The organism is Serratia sp. JSRIV002 (genome assembly GCF_019968725.1).
Lineage (GTDB): Bacteria > Pseudomonadota > Gammaproteobacteria > Enterobacterales > Enterobacteriaceae > Chania > Chania fonticola_B.
Genome location: NZ_CP074143.1, coordinates 2,476,722 through 2,491,608, shown reverse-complemented (window position 1 = coordinate 2,491,608; position 14,887 = coordinate 2,476,722). Strand labels below are relative to the sequence as shown.

The window sequence follows — 14,887 nt, the reverse complement described above, 5'->3', positions numbered from 1 at the left end:
CGCCCCTACAAGATAAAATCTTGGTGGTGGTATTCAGCCGTTCAGGTCGCGTTACCGGGAATAACGATATTACTGTCCGCCAACGATCCCATCTGATTAAACATCACGCAGGCCGCATCCACGATATGCATGGCAATGGCGGCACCGCTGCCCTCCCCCAGCCGCATATCCAGATGCAGATAAGGTGCCAATTGCAGGTGCTCGAGTGCGGCAGCCGCGCCCTTCTCCGCAGAGAAATGGGACGGCAACAGGTAATCCCGAGCCTGAGGCGCAATGCCGCAAACCGCCAGCGCGGAAGAATATGAGAGAAAACCATCGAGGATCACCGGCAAACCGGCGGCCGCAGCCCCCAGCATCACGCCAGCCATTCCCACCAGATCGTATCCACCCAGCTTCGCCAACACGTCCAACGCGTCTTGGGTATCCGGCTGATTTACCTCAATCGCCCGACGCACCACGTCCACCTTGTGGTGCAAACGATCGCTGGGGAAATTGGCCCCAATGCCGACTACTTCCTGCGGATCGCGGCCGGTAAAGACGCTAACTAACGCAGCGGCTGGCGTAGTATTCGCCATCCCCAACTCACCAACGCCAAACAGCTTCACCCCAAGCGCCGCCTGTTCCAGCGTCAATTGAGCCGTGGCCAACAGCAACTCCTCCGCCTGCTGGCGCGTCATTGCCGCACCACGCGCAATGTTGCCGCTGCCGCGCCCAACTTTCATGTCGATCAGGCCCGGCAAGGGTTCGCTGTCGATGCCAACATCCACCAGCTTCACCTCGGCACCGGCATTGGCCGCCAATACGCAGACGCCGGTATTGCCTTTCACCATATTCAGCGCCTGGATCACCGTTACTTCACGCGGTGACACCGCTACCCCTTCGGCATAAACGCCGTGATCGGCCATCATGACGATGATTTGCTTGCGGCTGGCGGCCATCCCGCTAAAACCGCGCATCCCGGCCAGTTGGGTTGCCAACTGTTCCAGGCGGCCAAGGCTGCCCGGTGGCTTAAGCAGGCCATCAATCTTTGCCGCTGCCTGTTGCATGGCGGCCGCGTCCAACGGCTTAATCAGGTCGATTAACGATGACAATGTTTGCATACTTTATTCTCTACTTGCAGGCTGCCAATGAGCCTGGCTGTTAAATACCTTTAGCGTGACAAATCCCTGGTTGAGTTCCACCACGCTGTAGGCTCCCTGGGTAAACGGGAAGTGCCACATCCCGGAGGCAGGCAGCTTTAGTAACCCTGCCAGCAACAGGCTCAGGGAGCCTTGGTGCGCCACCAGCAGACGATCGCCATCGCCCTGTTCGTCCAGCAGACGTTGGGCCTGCAGGCTAATCCTCTGGGAAAACAGTGGAAAGGACTCCCCCGCTGGCGGGCAGGCTCGCTGCCAATCCGCCACCCAGTCGGCCCAGGCAGCGCTATCCTGCTGCTGCAAATCCTGGTGATGGCACATTTCCCAGTCACCAAAATTCATTTCGTTAAAGCCTCCGTCAGGTTGGATCGCCAGTTCACGCTGCCCAATCACAATCTCGGCGGTATGCCGGGCACGTAGTAACTCACTGCTGATCGCCTGGGTAAAAGGCACCTCGGCCAGCCATTGTGCGATCTGCCTGGCCTGCTGTTCACCTTGCTCGGTCAACGGTAAATCGGTCATGCCACAAAATACGCCCTGTCGATTCGCCGCCGTTTGCCCGTGTCGTACCAAAAATAGCCGCATAACGCCCACTCACAGCAGTGCCAGTAAGAAGATCAGCTCGGCAATTTCTATCGCCGCCCCCAGAGTGTCGCCCGTTTGCCCGCCCAGACGGCGGCGCAGATAGGCTCGCAGCAACAGCACGGCGATCAGCGCACAGCCAAGCGCAAACAGCCCCTGCCCATGCCCTAACAAGGCGACCAAAGCGGCCCCTAGCGCCAGAGTGAACAGCGTTTGCCCCCCGCTGATCTTGCCAATGTAAAGGTTTCCCAGCCCGTTACCTTCACGGGCATAAGGCTGGCGATACATCATCAATACCACCAGGCTCCGGCAGGCCACTCCCGCTGCCGCCAACGTGGCCAACATCGGTACTCCGCGCAATGCCAGTTCGCTGATCACCAACACCTTGGCCACGACGATAAAGATCAGTGCCAACCCACCATTGGTACCTAAGCGACTGTCGCGCATGATCTCCAGCATTTTTTCCCGAGTACGGGCCGAGAAAACACCATCACAGGTATCGGCCAATCCGTCGAGGTGGAAGGCACCGGTAACCAGAGCCAACGCCAGCACGTAGCTCAACGCCGCCAGCGGCACCCCACACCAGGGGGCCAACAGGGTAAAGACGGCCCCACCGATTGCACCCACGATCAGGCCAATCAAAGGGAAGCCGACGATGCCGCGCTGGTAATTATCCATCGCCAATCCCTGTGTCCAACTGGTGGGCAGCGGGATACGCGTCATCAATTGCAGGGTGGCCCAAAATAGTCGCAGACTCATTTGATCTTGACCTCAATACCAGAAATCACCAATAGCACCGACTCGGCGGCGGCGGCCAAACGCTGGTTAACACGCCCGGCAATATCACGGAAGTGTCGTGCCAAACGGTTTTCCGGCACGATGCCCATCCCCAGTTCATTGGTGACCAGATAGATCGCCGCCGGGCTGCGGGCGCAGGCGGCCAGCAGATCATCGATCTGCCGTTGGATTGCCGTTTCAACCACGGCAAAGTCGATGCTTTCCACCGGCGTCTCCCCGGTCAGGTCAAACATCAGGTTGGCGATCAGCGTGGTAATACACTCCAGGATCACCGCATCTCCCGCCACCGCCTGTTGGTCGATCACACTGGCCAGTTGCTGGCTCCCCTCCCAGGTACGCCAATGAGCGGGCCGGGCCTGGCGATGTAGCTTGACCCGTTCAGCCATTTCCTCATCGGTGACCACCGAGGTGGCGATATACAACACCCGGTCACTGACACCACTCGCTAACCTTTCAGCCAGCGAACTTTTGCCGCTGCGTGCTCCACCAGTGATCAGGATCATTGGGCCACCGTTTGCTGGTGTTCTGTCATCAAGCGGTAAATCTTATCCATATCAATATGTTCCCGCATCTTATCGGCCAACAGATCAAACTGTTGCTGCTTGTAATCGGCATAATCGAAAGCCGGACCGTCGTAAACCGCTAGCCCTTTACGCTGGCGCAATTGGTTTAGCAGCGCCCGGCAAAAAGGCGCGCTGTCGAATAAGCCATGAATATAGCTACCCAGCACGTTACCGGTGGGGTTCACTGCACCGTCGAAGGCGGTGTCCGGCTGCCCATTGCGTAGGGAAAGGCGGGAGAAAGGGGTAGCCTCTGAGCCAAGCTGGGTGGTGCCCATATGGATTTCATAACCAACGACATCCTGCTCGCCACAGCCAGACCAGAGGCCGGGCAACCCAGGCTCACATTGTGCTTTCACCTGCGTAGTGACTTTTTGCGGTGCGAAGCGGGTGGTGACATCCAACAAGCCCAAACCCGCCATCTGTTCCACACCGGACTCCACGCCATCAATAATGTGCTTACCGAGCATCTGGTAGCCGCCGCAAATACCCACGATCTGCACTCCGGCCCGGTGCTGCTCCTGTAACGCCGCCGCCAACCCGCTCCGTTGTAGCCACTGCAAATCCCCCAGGGTGTTTTTGCTACCCGGCAGGATAATCAGATCGGCACCGGCCAGCGCCGCCGGGTGCGAAACATAGCGCAGCTCTACGTCCGGCTGGGCCGCCAAGGCATTAAAATCGGTAAAGTTGGACATATAGGGCAGTTGCACCACCGCAATGTCCAGCTCATGACTACTGCCTGTCGGGGCGTATTTGCCATTTTGCAACGCCACACCATCCTCATCTTCCAGATCGATATGCAACCAGGGCATCACGCCCAGCACCGGCACACCGGTCAGCGCCTCAATCTGCTCCAGCCCCGAGTAGAGTAAGGCAATATCACCACGGAATTTATTGATGATCACCCCTTTCACCCGAGCTTTTTCTTCCGGTTCTAGCAGTGCCAACGTGCCATAAATGGCGGCAAATACCCCGCCGCGATCGATATCGGCCACCAACAGTACTGGCGCATCGGCGATCGCCGCCATGCCCATATTGACGATGTCACGGTCGCGCAGGTTGATTTCCGCCGGGCTACCCGCCCCCTCCAGCACCATGATTTCGTAGCCGCTGGCCAGGCTGTGATACACCTCGCTGATTTGTTGCTGCAACTGCGGCTTGTACTCGTGATAGCTGACCGCGTCCATATTGCAGGCCACTTTGCCCATCAGCACCACCTGCGCCTGACAATCGCTGGTCGGTTTCAGCAGGACCGGGTTCATCCGCACATCGGGTGCGATACCGGCGGCTTCGGCCTGAAAGATCTGCGCCCGGCCCATCTCTTCGCCACGGGCGGTAATGCCAGAGTTGAGCGCCATATTCTGCGATTTAAACGGCGCACAGCGATAGCCATCCTGCATAAAGATCCGGCACAGCCCGGCCACCAGCACGCTTTTACCCACATCGGATGCGGTTCCCTGCACCATCACACACCGTTTCATCATTTATTCTCCACGTCGCGCTGGCCAAGCCGCGCAAACCATTATTATTTCAAGCGCCAAGCCATAGTAGACGCAACGCGGCAAACAGCAGCAGAGCCAATAGCGAGGCCGTCATCATCAGACGCGTGCTGCGGGGAATATCTGCCAGCTCGATCTCCCGCCGAGCCTCACCGATCCACGGCTTTTCGACCCGCTGACCAAAGTAGATGTTAGAACCGCCAAGCCGCACTCCCAGCGCTCCAGCCACGGTAGCTTCCGACCAAGCGCAGTTGGGGCTGGTATGCTGATAGCGATCGCGCCAGCCGATACGTAACGCCTGGCGATAGTCCAATCCGTGCAGCCGGGCCGCACAGCTCAGCAGTAGCCAACTAAGCCGGGCTGGTAACCAGTTGGCGAAGTCATCCATCCGCGCCGACACATAGCCGATAGCGCGGTATTTAGGCGTTTTATAGCCCACCATCGAATCGAGGGTGTTAACCGCTTTATACGCCATCGCCAGCGGTGCTCCGCCGAGCAACAGGAAGAATAGCGGCGCAATTACGCCATCCACGCTGTTTTCCGCCACCGTCTCCACCACTGCCCGGGTAATTTGCGGCTCTTCCAACTGTGAGGTATCCCGCCCGACAATCCACGACAGCTTGCGGCGGCTCTCCTCAAGATCGGCACTTTGCAGTGCCCGGTGAACCTCCATGGCCGACTGTTCCAGGCAGCGCCCGGCGAGCAGGGTATAAATCAGCCAGACTTCCGCCAACCAGCCCAACCACGGGTGAATATGCTGCATCAGCGTTAAAAAGCCCCAACTGACCAGCCAAACCAACCCAACTACGCCCAGCCACAACAGCCCGCCACCAAGTTTTAGCGCCCTCTCGCTATGGCAAATCCGGCGGATCGCGCGTTGATGCACCGTGATCAGGTTGCCGATCCAGCGCACCGGATGCGGCCAGTGCGGCGGGTCGCCTAACAGGCTGTCGAGCAGAAAGGCCACGAACCAGGCTAGCAGCGTCATGGCACGCACCTTATAGCCACGATCGAGAAAACTTGATGGTGGGTTAATGACATAAAAAAATCCCGACCTCTCGGGCGGGATTTGAGTGTCAACAGGATACGACCAAGCGGTGCAACATAGCTGCACGTATCTCATGACAACCCCCTTCCCACCGAAGGTGTTGAATGTGTGACCAACTGGTCGGTCTTCTGGCTTAGCGTCATCCTTATCCACTCCCTTCCCAATCCTCAGATCAGTGGCGCAGTGGACTCGTCGGCATCACAGCAGCGGGGGCTGCGGGGGAGTTACACCCCCTTCCCAACCACAACCTGTTATCGTTCAGGATGTGGGTTATCCAGTTGGCAATAATTCGGTTAATTACCACGTTTTCGCTTCAATAAACGCAACGCTTCAATTTATCGCTTAGTTATCATCTCGATAGCCTCGACAATCGCCATGCCATAATAACCTGTTGATATCGCGAATACACGCCAAGATCTGGCATTCACCAGAGCGACAGGTTTGGTTTACGCCGGATCAACGGCGATTACCCTGTGTTATCCTGCACGCAAACTTGACAGGGGGAATAGCAAAACCGTGAGTGAACATGGTGGTAACGTACTGGAAATGGCGTTGAAAAGCGGCCTGGATCCGGCCGAGATTATTGATTTCAGCGCCAATATCAATCCATTGGGCATGCCCGCCAGCCTGAAGGCGGCGATTATCGAGCATCTGACCAGCGCCGAATGCTATCCCGACGTTGAATACCGGCGTCTGCATGCAGCATTGGCAGGGGTTCATCACTGCCCGGCGGAAAATATCATGGCAGGCAACGGGGCCACCGAGCTGATTTACGCCATCGTGAACCGGCTACGCCCCCGCACGGCGCTGCTCCTAACGCCTGGGTTTGCCGAATACCGCCGGGCATTGCAGCGGATTGACTGCCAGATCGAGGACTACCCGCTGGATGAAGCCGGTGGATTTCAGCCCGATGAGCAGTTGCTACAGGTGCTGGCCGAGCGCCAACCGGACTGCCTGTTCCTGGCTACCCCCAACAATCCGACCGGGCTGATGCCAGACCCCGCGCTATTGCAGGCCATTGTCGCCTGTTGTCGCCAGCACAATATTGCGTTGATCGTTGATGAAGCCTTTATCGACTTTCTGCCAGATGCGCCGGGGCTGATCCCACAAATGGCGGACTATTCACGCCTCTACATTCTGCGTTCATTAACCAAATTCTTCGCCATTCCCGGGCTGCGGCTCGGCTATCTGGTCAGCAGCGATCGCGCTGGCCTGCAACAGATGAAACAGCAACGCGAACCCTGGACCATCAATGCCTATGCGGCACTGGCCGGCGAAGTGATCCTGGACGATCTCGATTACATCCAGCAAACCCACCAATGGCTGACAGAGCAGCGTGCTTGGTTGTTTGACGCGCTGACAGCCTTGCCGCACTTGCGTATCTGGCCAGGGGCAGCGAACTATATTTTCCTACGCTGCCTGCGCCCCGGCTACGATCTGCAGCAGGCGTTGTTGCAGCACCGCATCTTGATCCGCCACTGTGCCAACTACCCTGGCCTTTCCGCCGACTATTATCGGGTGGCGATCAAGAGCGAAGCGGCCAACCGCAGGCTGATAGCCGCGCTGCAACAGGTGCTGGTGGAGAACTGAGGCGAAGGAATTTTTTGCCCACGGAAAGCCCGTCGCAGCACGCGGCTTAGGTTCGGCTCGTTAACGTGGGGATCCTCGTCCTTCAGGGTGAGGATCAGTCAAGGCTACTAACGACCAGGCACGGATTAAAAACGATGTTCGAGCAACTTATCCTGCTCTACGGGATAGGTTTTACCATCGAACTTGAGCTCGACGCGAGTCTTGGCAACGATGCTGTTGCTTTCCACACAGTCCTCCCCTTTTTTGCTGGCTTCCTTATGCGTCGCCATCGTCTGTAGTTGCAGATCCTGGAAGCCGTTGTGTGCGTTCTTGCCAAGCGCCAATGCGCGATGGGTCGTGGCAAAATCCCCGGCACACTGGCCATCCCACTCACCGCTATATTCATTCATGGTGAGATTGTTGAGCACCAGATTGACTTGCCGATCCTGCAGGGTATAGAGGTTAAGGCGTTCGATGCTAAGGGGATTGACCGAGGAGGAGCCACGGTGGATAAAACGCACCCCGAAGGCGCGTATCGCCGGAGATAATTGATAGCGCGCGGTGTCGATGGTCACGCTACTGGTGTAGATGGCATCATCCATAATCGCCTTGGGATGATATTTGCTAGCCAGCACCTTGCCGGTCTGGCTATCAACCACCAAAACGGCGACGTCAAAGTCGGTAAAATCGGGTTGGGCCTCTTCCTTAGGTTCCAGCATCAGTACCGCAATGGTTTTATCCGGGGCATAGGGCCACACCTTACAGGTGGACAGCTCGGTATTCATGCTCACTTTGGCGGCGAAGGGTTTAGCCAGATCGGCTAGGAGGGGCTGGCAATCGGCCAGAGAAGAAAAAGAAACCAGGCATAACGCCAGTACACCTATCACCCTGTTCATAGCAATATTCCCTGTAATTTTTTAATTAACTCATGTGGTTAAAAGTTGTGCGACAGCACAGTATCAAGCGCACATAGCTAGCAGGGAATCTAACGATAAAATTGGCACAAATCCAGCCGCTTGTTATTTTTTGAGATCAACAGGGGAGACTGCTGGCAGCTATCGCAAAGTCACTGCCAGCAAACTAGGGTTAATAGATTGATAGACTCAGATCACACCGCTGAGCAGGCCGAGCCCCAGCAGCGATGAGCCGCCGCCAATCACCCGCGCCCAGCCACTGTGCGTAGACGAAGATGCCATCAGATAGCCGATACCCAACCCCGCCACGTGCAGCAGCGCCGTTGCCATCACCATACCGGAAAGCGCCGCCACCGAATGGGAAAGCTCCGCACCGTGGGCCAGGCCGTGGAAAATGGCAAAAGCGCCAATAATCAACGCGCCCGTTATCGCCGACAGTTTCAGCTGTAAGGCAACCATCACACCTATGCCCAGCAGCGAGGCGGCAACGATAAATTCAGTGCCAGGTACGGTGACGCCCGCCATGCCAACCAACGCGCCGGTCAGCAGCAAACCAGCAAATGCCAGCGGCGCCAGCCACCACTGCTTGGTATTCATGGCGCTCCAGATACCCACCAGAACCATGGCGACCAGATGATCCATCCCGGTCAGCGGATGGATAAAGCCTTCGGTAAAGCTTAATACGTGATGCGCGCCGCCGTCATGGCCCACATGAGCAAAGGCCAGCATGGGGAACAGCGCCAGTAGGGATACAGCCACAGCTTTGACATTAATACGCATAATGAATACCTAAATTTTCCAGTGAATGAAGGTGGTGGTTTTACTCATAAAAACAGTTAATTACGTTATAAAATCATCCTTATACCTGCCTTAAAAGTCGGTTGGCGGCAATCAGCGCCTGCCCCAAAGCCAGACCGCCATCGCCAGCTGGTAAACGGGATGGCAGCAAGACTTGTAATCCGTATAACTGCTGGATCAATAGTTGCCGCAGCAGCGCGTTATGCATCACTCCACCGGACAGCACGACAGTATTGATGCCGTATTGCTTTGTCGCGTGGCGAGCCAGTGCGGCAAAACCCTGGGCCAAGGCAACATGGAACGCATAAGCACGCTGCGCCGGGGGAGCTTTATAGGCCAGCCATTGCTGCCAGAAGGTGGCCAGTTCCAGCTGATTGCCAAGCAGCGGCAGCGAAACCGGCGGCTGATGAGGCGGGCTTTGCCATGCCAAGGCCTCCAACTGGCAGGCAGCCTCTCCCTCCCAGGAAATTTGTGGCGGCACGATCTGCAATGCTGCTGCCACCGCATCAAACAAGCGCCCGGCGGAAGAGGCCAACGGCGAGTTGATTTGCCGTTCTACCGCCCGCAGTAAGATCGTCGCCTGCGGTTGAGGGATTGCGGCGGCCTCTGGCAACGTCTGCCAATCGGGGACAAAACGCTGTAACTGGGCCAACAGGTTGCGCCACGGCTGGCGAGCGGCCACATCGCCCCCCGGCAATGCCACTGCGGGCAACCCGCCTAAATACTCACAATGCTGATAATCCACCAGCAGGCATTCACCGCCCCACAGTTGCCCGCCAAGACCATATCCCAGCCCATCCAACGCCAGACCAATCACCTTACCGCCGTCGCGCGGCCAGCCATGTTCCGCCAGGCAGGCAACCAGATGGGCATGATGATGCAGCGTGGTGACACAAGGGATCGCCCGCTCATTGGCCAACGCCTGGCCCTGCTGGTGGCTGAGATAGCCGGGGTGAGCATCGATGGCGACCGCCTGCGGCACCACACCGTAGATTTCGCCAAAAAGCGTCAGCAATCGTTGTTGCTGTTGCCGGTTGGTTTCATCTCCTAGCGAGCCTAGATGCTGGCTGACCACCGCCCGGTCATCCCACAGCAGGCAGAAGGTATTCTTGCTGTCGGCTCCCAGTGCCAGAATGGCCGGTTGGGTGGTAAAGCCAGGGGGTAAGGGCATCGCATCGGGGACATAGCCACGTGCCCGGCGCAACATCTCGCTCCCCTGCCCGGTCAAGCGAACTAGAGAGTCATCGGCTCGCTGGACGATCTCACGGTTATGCAGCAGCCAGACGTCAGCCACCCCAGCGAGTTCATCCAGTGCCTGTTGGTTGCTCAGTGCGGGAGGTTTGCCTGCCGGATTGCCGGAGGTCATCACCAGTGGCCGCGCGACCTGTTGCAACAGCAGATGTTGCAGCGGATTTGCCGGTAACATCACCCCTACCTCATTGAGCCCCGGCGCAATCTCCCCGCACAAGGGACTTTGCGGGTGAGCCATTACCAGCACTATCGGGGCTGGTGGGCTACGCAACAGCTTTAACAGTGCCGTCGGCTCCGCGACCTGAGCACATTGTTGCAGCCAGTGAGTATCCGGCATCATCACCGCCAGGGGCTTGGCAGGGCGATGTTTGCGCGCGCGCAGGCGCTGTACCGCAGCAGAATTGGTAGCATCACAGGCAAGATGAAAACCGCCGATCCCCTTCACCGCGACGATCTGCCCGGCAATCAGCGCCTCAGCGGCCAGTTGCAGTGCGTCATCGGCGCTGGCGGTGATTTGGCCTGTGGCATCACTGAGCCACAGGTGCGGGCCACACTCCGGGCAGGCGGTAGGCTGTGCATGAAAACGACGGTCGGCAGGATCCTGATACTCCGCCAGGCACTGCGGGCACAGCGGAAAAGGCTGCATCGAGGTATTGGGCCGATCGTAGGGCATCCGGCGGATAATGGTAAATCGTGGGCCGCAGTGGGTGCAGTTGATAAACGGATAGTGATAGCGCCGGTTATGCGGCATGTTCAGCTCTGCCAGGCAGGCATCGCAGGTGGCCGCATCTGCCACGATATGGGTATCCACTTGCCCCGCGCCGCTGCTGGCAATGGTGAAACTCGCTGGCTGTTGCGGCCAATTAAAAGGGGCTGAAGTGACGCTGTCAATCCGCGCCAAGGGTGGGCACTCTTGCGGCAATACCCGCAAAAATTCCGTTATGGCTGGCGATTGCCATAGCTGGACAATCACCCCGGCGCCGTCATTGCTGACCTCGCCGCACAGGTTAAAGCGCCGCGCCAGCAGCCAAACGTAGGGCCGAAATCCGACCCCTTGCACCTTGCCCTTGATCCGCAGGCGAAGGCCGTTGCTGCTGGCGATATTCTCCGGCTCAAAATCTGCCATGTTGTCTCGACTCTCCTGTTAGTCCAGCGATCAATCTGTATCTCCCTCACCCCAACCCTCTCCCCAAGGAGAGGGAGCTGATTCGGTGCCGTGGTTGAGTACCGCGCCCGACCTGTTGTCCTCAGCCATGATCAGGTGACTCTCTGCAACTGAAGCAAACTCGGTCGGTCCCCTCTCCCTGTGGGAGAGGGTTAGGGTGAGGGGTCAGTCCCCACGGCCAAACACCTAGCAGATCCGTGGCAAAGGCTCATCCAGCGGCAGATCCAGCCGGCGGGAAACCCCGAACAGCCCGGAGAGGCTCACCTGCTGGCGCTCGATGGTATGGCCAATCACCGCCGCATCGCGCCCCAGCGGATGCCGATGCAGAGCAGCCAATACTTCCGCCTCAGCCTCGGGCGCCACCACCAACACCAGCTTGCCTTCGTTGGCAAAGTTGAGCGCATCCAGCCCCAGCAGTTCGCAAATCCCCCGCACCGCCGGTTTCAACGGCAGTGCCGCCTCGGAAATCGCCATGCCACAACCGCTAGCGGCCGCAAACTCATGCAGCACCGCCGTTACGCCGCCACGAGTCGCGTCACGTAAAGCACGCACCCCGGCAATCGGTAACAAAGGAGCAATCAGCGGAGCCAGCAGCGCGCAATCGCTGCTTAATTCACTCTCCAGGCCCAGCCCTTCACGCAGGTTCAGGATGGTTGCGCCATGATCGCCCAAGGTGCCGCTGACAATAATGCTGTCCCCAAGGCGGATGTTCGCAGCCCCCCAATTGACGCCAGCCGGGATGGTTCCCAAACCGGTAGTATTAATAAAGATTTTGTCTGCCGCGCCACGGGGCACCACTTTGGTATCGCCGGTCACAATCTGGATCCCGGCCTGCTGCGCCGTGCTGGCCATCGACTGGACGATGCGTTCCAGCGTGGCATACGGCAACCCTTCCTCCAGGATCATGGCGCAGCTCAGATAACGCGGCTGGGCACCACTGACGGCCACGTCGTTAGCGGTGCCGCAGACCGCCAGTTTGCCGATATCACCACCGGGGAAGAAAATGGGGTCGATAACATAACTGTCGGTCGATACGGCCAGACGATCGCCCGAGGTGGCAAGCTCATCCAGTGAAATTCGTGCCTGATCTTCCCGGGTATTTAATGCCGGATTGGCAAAGGCGGGCAGCATGAGTTCTTCAATCAGGGATTGCATGGCGCGGCCACCGCTACCATGGGCCAGAGTAATTTCTCGCCCGTTGTTCTCTTCACGCATTATGCGGTCTCCCTGCGATACTGATAGTAAGCCGAGCAGGCCCCTTCCGAGGACACCATCAAGGCACCAAAGGCGTTCTCTGGCGTACATTGCTTGCCAAACAGCGGGCAGGCATCCGGTTTGCAGCGCCCGGTCAACACTTCACCACAGCGAGAACGCGGATCGTCCGCTACCCGCTGCGCCTGCGGTTTAAACCGCAGCTCTGCATCAAAATCCGCATACTCCGGTTTGATCTGCACGCCAGAATGGGCAATCTCACCCAGCCCGCGCCATTCGCTACTGTCTTTCAGGCCAAACACCTCTGCCATCGCCCGCTGGGCCAGAAGATTGCCCTGTTCCGGTACGATGCGCCGGTATTGATTTTCTACCGCACGGCGGCCATCACGCAGCTGTTCCAGCAGCATCACCAAACCCTGCAGAATGTCTAACGGCTCAAAGCCGGTCACCACCAGCGGCTTATGATAATCCGCAGCAATGAACTGATAGGGCGCGTTGCCGATCACCATGCTGACGTGGCCCGGTGCCAGGAAGCCATCGATGCGCACATCGGGCTGCTGCAACAGGCTGCGTAAGGTGGGGATCAGAGTGATATGTTGGCAAAACAGGGTGAAATTGCGCAGCTGACGCTGGCGGGCTTGCTGCAAGGTCAAGGCGCTGGCGGGCATGGTGGTTTCAAAGCCCAGGCCAAAAAACACCACTTCGCGCTGTGGGTTATCCGCCGCCAGCTGTAGCGCATCCAGCGGCGAGTACACCACCCGGATATCGGCACCACGGCGGCGGGCATCTAGCAACGACCCATTGCGGCCAGGAACCCGCATCGCATCACCGTAGGTGCAAAAAATCACCTCCGGATGGGCGGCAATCTCCAGGCAGCTATCAATGCGCCCCATCGGCAATACGCAAACCGGGCAACCGGGGCCGTGGACAAACTCCAGGCTGTCCGGCAACAGTTGGTCAAGACCGAACTTGAAGATCGCATGAGTGTGGCCACCGCAGACTTCCATCACCTGTAGCGGCAAGCGCTGCGACTGGGGAATGGCTAACATCAGCGTTTCGATGCGCCGTAACAGCGCCTGGCATAACGCCGGATCGCGGAATTCATCAACGTAGCGCATTGGCATCCTCGTCATCCCGTGCCAGCCCGACGGCGCGCATATGCTGCAATGCTGCCAGCGTTTCCAGCGCTTCCTGTTCATCGAGCAGGCTCATGGCAAAGCCGACGTGCACCAGCACCCACTGGCCGATCAGATCCTGCGGTGAGCCTTCACAGACCAGCGCGATATTGATCCTGACCGCCACGCCGCACACGTCGGCCCAGGCCAGTTGGTGGATATCCTCCCCCACTGCGGTCACCTTGCCGGGCACACCGAGGCACATTATTGTTCCCCCAGCCAGTTCAGCCAGAGATCCATCCCCTCGCCGCTAGTCGCCGACAGTGCGATCACCTGGATGGACGGATTAACCTGGCGGGCAAACTCGATGCATTTCTCTACAGAGAAATTAACGTAAGGCAGCAAATCGATCTTGTTGATAATCATCAGCGTTGCGGCAGCAAACATATGAGGATACTTCAGCGGCTTGTCTTCCCCTTCCGTCACCGACAGCACTGCGACCTTATGCCGTTCGCCCAGATCGAAGCTGGCCGGGCAGACCAGGTTGCCGACGTTCTCGATAAACAGCAGGCTGTGATCCTGCAAATCCAGGCGGTGTGCCGCGTCGTGTACCATTTGCGCGTCCAGATGACAGCCCTTGCCAGTATTAACCTGAATGGCCGGTACGCCCGTGGCGCGAATACGCTCGGCATCGTTACTGGTTTGCTGGTCGCCCTCAATCACCGCGCAGGGCAATTTGCCCGCCAAACGTTCCAGCGTGGCCGTCAGCAAGGTCGTTTTGCCCGACCCGGGGCTGGAAACCAGGTTCAGCACCAGAATATGCTGCGCGGAAAAGTGTTCGCGGTTGTGGGCCGCCAGATGGTTGTTCTTGCTCAGTACGTCCTGTTCAATCTGCACCAGACGGCGCTGCCCGATACCCGGTGCATGGCTGCCCGCCTCGCCGTGTCCATAGTGCAGGTCTTGCGAATGTGGTTGCACCTCTGGCGTAAAGCGTTCCGCCGCAGCGACACCTGCGTAATGGTGATGCACATCGCCCTGGTGGTAATAGTGATGGTGATGATGGATCACCACGCCTGCCGGTGCTTGATGTTCCCCGTCGTGGTGGTGATGGTGATGATGATCAGGATGATGGTGGTGAGCATCATGATGGTCGTGATGATGGTGGTCGTCATGGTGATGATGTTCATCACCTTCGATGGTTTTTTCGCCACTGGCGCAACCGCAAGTCGTACACATCGTT

General features: G+C 58.2%; 14 protein-coding genes and 1 riboswitch. Of the genes, 1 reads left to right on the top strand and 13 read right to left on the bottom strand.

Annotated features, from left to right (window positions below):
- Positions 1 to 41 precede the first annotated feature (41 nt).
- From cobT to cbiB, 6 genes are read right to left on the bottom strand one after another with little or no spacing between them, the layout of a single operon-like run.
- Positions 42 to 1,100, bottom strand: a complete 1,059-nt coding sequence (gene cobT / locus KGP26_RS11560) for a nicotinate-nucleotide--dimethylbenzimidazole phosphoribosyltransferase (RefSeq protein WP_223665462.1) — start codon at positions 1,098 to 1,100, stop codon at positions 42 to 44.
- A 3-nt stretch (positions 1,101 to 1,103) separates the two neighbouring features.
- On the bottom strand, positions 1,104 to 1,721 hold the full coding sequence (locus KGP26_RS11555; RefSeq protein ID WP_223665461.1) for an adenosylcobalamin/alpha-ribazole phosphatase: 618 nt from the start codon (positions 1,719 to 1,721) through the stop codon (positions 1,104 to 1,106).
- Between the two features lie 9 nt (positions 1,722 to 1,730).
- A complete protein-coding gene (cobS, locus tag KGP26_RS11550) occupies positions 1,731 to 2,477 on the bottom strand; it encodes an adenosylcobinamide-GDP ribazoletransferase (protein WP_223665460.1) in 747 nt (248 codons plus the stop codon).
- Positions 2,474 to 3,019 carry a bifunctional adenosylcobinamide kinase/adenosylcobinamide-phosphate guanylyltransferase gene (gene cobU, locus KGP26_RS11545; RefSeq protein ID WP_223665459.1) on the bottom strand — a complete coding sequence of 182 codons (546 nt, stop codon included), beginning with the start codon at positions 3,017 to 3,019 and terminating at the stop codon, positions 2,474 to 2,476. Before cobU ends, cobS begins: the two co-directional genes overlap by 4 nt.
- Positions 3,016 to 4,557, bottom strand: coding sequence for a cobyric acid synthase (locus KGP26_RS11540; RefSeq protein WP_223665648.1), 1,542 nt, complete (start codon positions 4,555 to 4,557; stop codon positions 3,016 to 3,018). Before KGP26_RS11540 ends, cobU begins: the two co-directional genes overlap by 4 nt.
- 49 nt (positions 4,558 to 4,606) lie before the next feature.
- Positions 4,607 to 5,563 (bottom strand): adenosylcobinamide-phosphate synthase CbiB, encoded by a 957-nt coding sequence (cbiB, locus tag KGP26_RS11535; RefSeq protein ID WP_223665458.1) that lies wholly within the window; start codon positions 5,561 to 5,563, stop codon positions 4,607 to 4,609.
- A gap of 160 nt (positions 5,564 to 5,723) precedes the next feature.
- Positions 5,724 to 5,917: riboswitch (cobalamin riboswitch) on the bottom strand.
- A 222-nt stretch (positions 5,918 to 6,139) separates the two neighbouring features.
- Here cbiB and cobD point away from each other — a divergent pair.
- Positions 6,140 to 7,213, top strand: coding sequence for a threonine-phosphate decarboxylase CobD (gene cobD / locus KGP26_RS11530; RefSeq protein ID WP_223665457.1), 1,074 nt, complete (start codon positions 6,140 to 6,142; stop codon positions 7,211 to 7,213).
- 125 nt (positions 7,214 to 7,338) lie between these two features.
- Here cobD and KGP26_RS11525 read toward each other — a convergent pair whose 3' ends face one another.
- From KGP26_RS11525 to hypB, 7 genes are all read right to left on the bottom strand, one after another.
- A complete protein-coding gene (locus KGP26_RS11525) occupies positions 7,339 to 8,088 on the bottom strand; it encodes a hypothetical protein (RefSeq protein ID WP_223665456.1) in 750 nt (249 codons plus the stop codon).
- Positions 8,089 to 8,295: 207 nt separating this feature from the next.
- Complete coding sequence (locus KGP26_RS11520; protein ID WP_021178371.1) at positions 8,296 to 8,886, bottom strand: HupE/UreJ family protein; 591 nt, start codon at positions 8,884 to 8,886, stop codon at positions 8,296 to 8,298.
- A gap of 79 nt (positions 8,887 to 8,965) precedes the next feature.
- Positions 8,966 to 11,281 carry a carbamoyltransferase HypF gene (hypF, locus tag KGP26_RS11515; protein ID WP_223665455.1) on the bottom strand — a complete coding sequence of 772 codons (2,316 nt, stop codon included), beginning with the start codon at positions 11,279 to 11,281 and terminating at the stop codon, positions 8,966 to 8,968.
- Positions 11,282 to 11,506: 225 nt separating this feature from the next.
- Positions 11,507 to 12,475: a hydrogenase expression/formation protein HypE gene (gene hypE / locus KGP26_RS11510; protein ID WP_305801999.1), complete on the bottom strand. Its 969-nt coding sequence runs from the start codon at positions 12,473 to 12,475 to the stop codon at positions 11,507 to 11,509.
- Between the two features lie 59 nt (positions 12,476 to 12,534).
- The gene (gene hypD / locus KGP26_RS11505; protein ID WP_223665453.1) at positions 12,535 to 13,650 is read right to left on the bottom strand and encodes a hydrogenase formation protein HypD; all 1,116 of its coding nucleotides are present in this window, start codon (positions 13,648 to 13,650) and stop codon (positions 12,535 to 12,537) included.
- Entirely contained in the window at positions 13,637 to 13,912 is a 276-nt protein-coding gene (hybG, locus tag KGP26_RS11500; RefSeq protein WP_021804776.1) for a hydrogenase maturation factor HybG, read from the bottom strand. The genes hypD and hybG overlap by 14 nt, the downstream gene beginning before the upstream one ends.
- Positions 13,912 to 14,883 carry a hydrogenase nickel incorporation protein HypB gene (gene hypB / locus KGP26_RS11495; RefSeq protein WP_094982311.1) on the bottom strand — a complete coding sequence of 324 codons (972 nt, stop codon included), beginning with the start codon at positions 14,881 to 14,883 and terminating at the stop codon, positions 13,912 to 13,914. Before hypB ends, hybG begins: the two co-directional genes overlap by 1 nt.
- Positions 14,884 to 14,887: the final 4 nt, after the last annotated feature.

Coding starts and splice junctions, on each gene's coding strand:
- cobT (WP_223665462.1), bottom strand. CDS start 1,100: ATGCAAACATTGTCATCGTTAATCGACCTGATTAAGCCGTTGGACGCG.
- KGP26_RS11555 (WP_223665461.1), bottom strand. CDS start 1,721: ATGCGGCTATTTTTGGTACGACACGGGCAAACGGCGGCGAATCGACAG.
- cobS (WP_223665460.1), bottom strand. CDS start 2,477: ATGAGTCTGCGACTATTTTGGGCCACCCTGCAATTGATGACGCGTATC.
- cobU (WP_223665459.1), bottom strand. CDS start 3,019: ATGATCCTGATCACTGGTGGAGCACGCAGCGGCAAAAGTTCGCTGGCT.
- KGP26_RS11540 (WP_223665648.1), bottom strand. CDS start 4,557: ATGAAACGGTGTGTGATGGTGCAGGGAACCGCATCCGATGTGGGTAAA.
- cbiB (WP_223665458.1), bottom strand. CDS start 5,563: ATGACGCTGCTAGCCTGGTTCGTGGCCTTTCTGCTCGACAGCCTGTTA.
- KGP26_RS11525 (WP_223665456.1), bottom strand. CDS start 8,088: ATGAACAGGGTGATAGGTGTACTGGCGTTATGCCTGGTTTCTTTTTCT.
- KGP26_RS11520 (WP_021178371.1), bottom strand. CDS start 8,886: ATGCGTATTAATGTCAAAGCTGTGGCTGTATCCCTACTGGCGCTGTTC.
- hypF (WP_223665455.1), bottom strand. CDS start 11,281: ATGGCAGATTTTGAGCCGGAGAATATCGCCAGCAGCAACGGCCTTCGC.
- hypE (WP_305801999.1), bottom strand. CDS start 12,475: ATGCAATCCCTGATTGAAGAACTCATGCTGCCCGCCTTTGCCAATCCG.
- hypD (WP_223665453.1), bottom strand. CDS start 13,650: ATGCGCTACGTTGATGAATTCCGCGATCCGGCGTTATGCCAGGCGCTG.
- hybG (WP_021804776.1), bottom strand. CDS start 13,912: ATGTGCCTCGGTGTGCCCGGCAAGGTGACCGCAGTGGGGGAGGATATC.
- hypB (WP_094982311.1), bottom strand. CDS start 14,883: ATGTGTACGACTTGCGGTTGCGCCAGTGGCGAAAAAACCATCGAAGGT.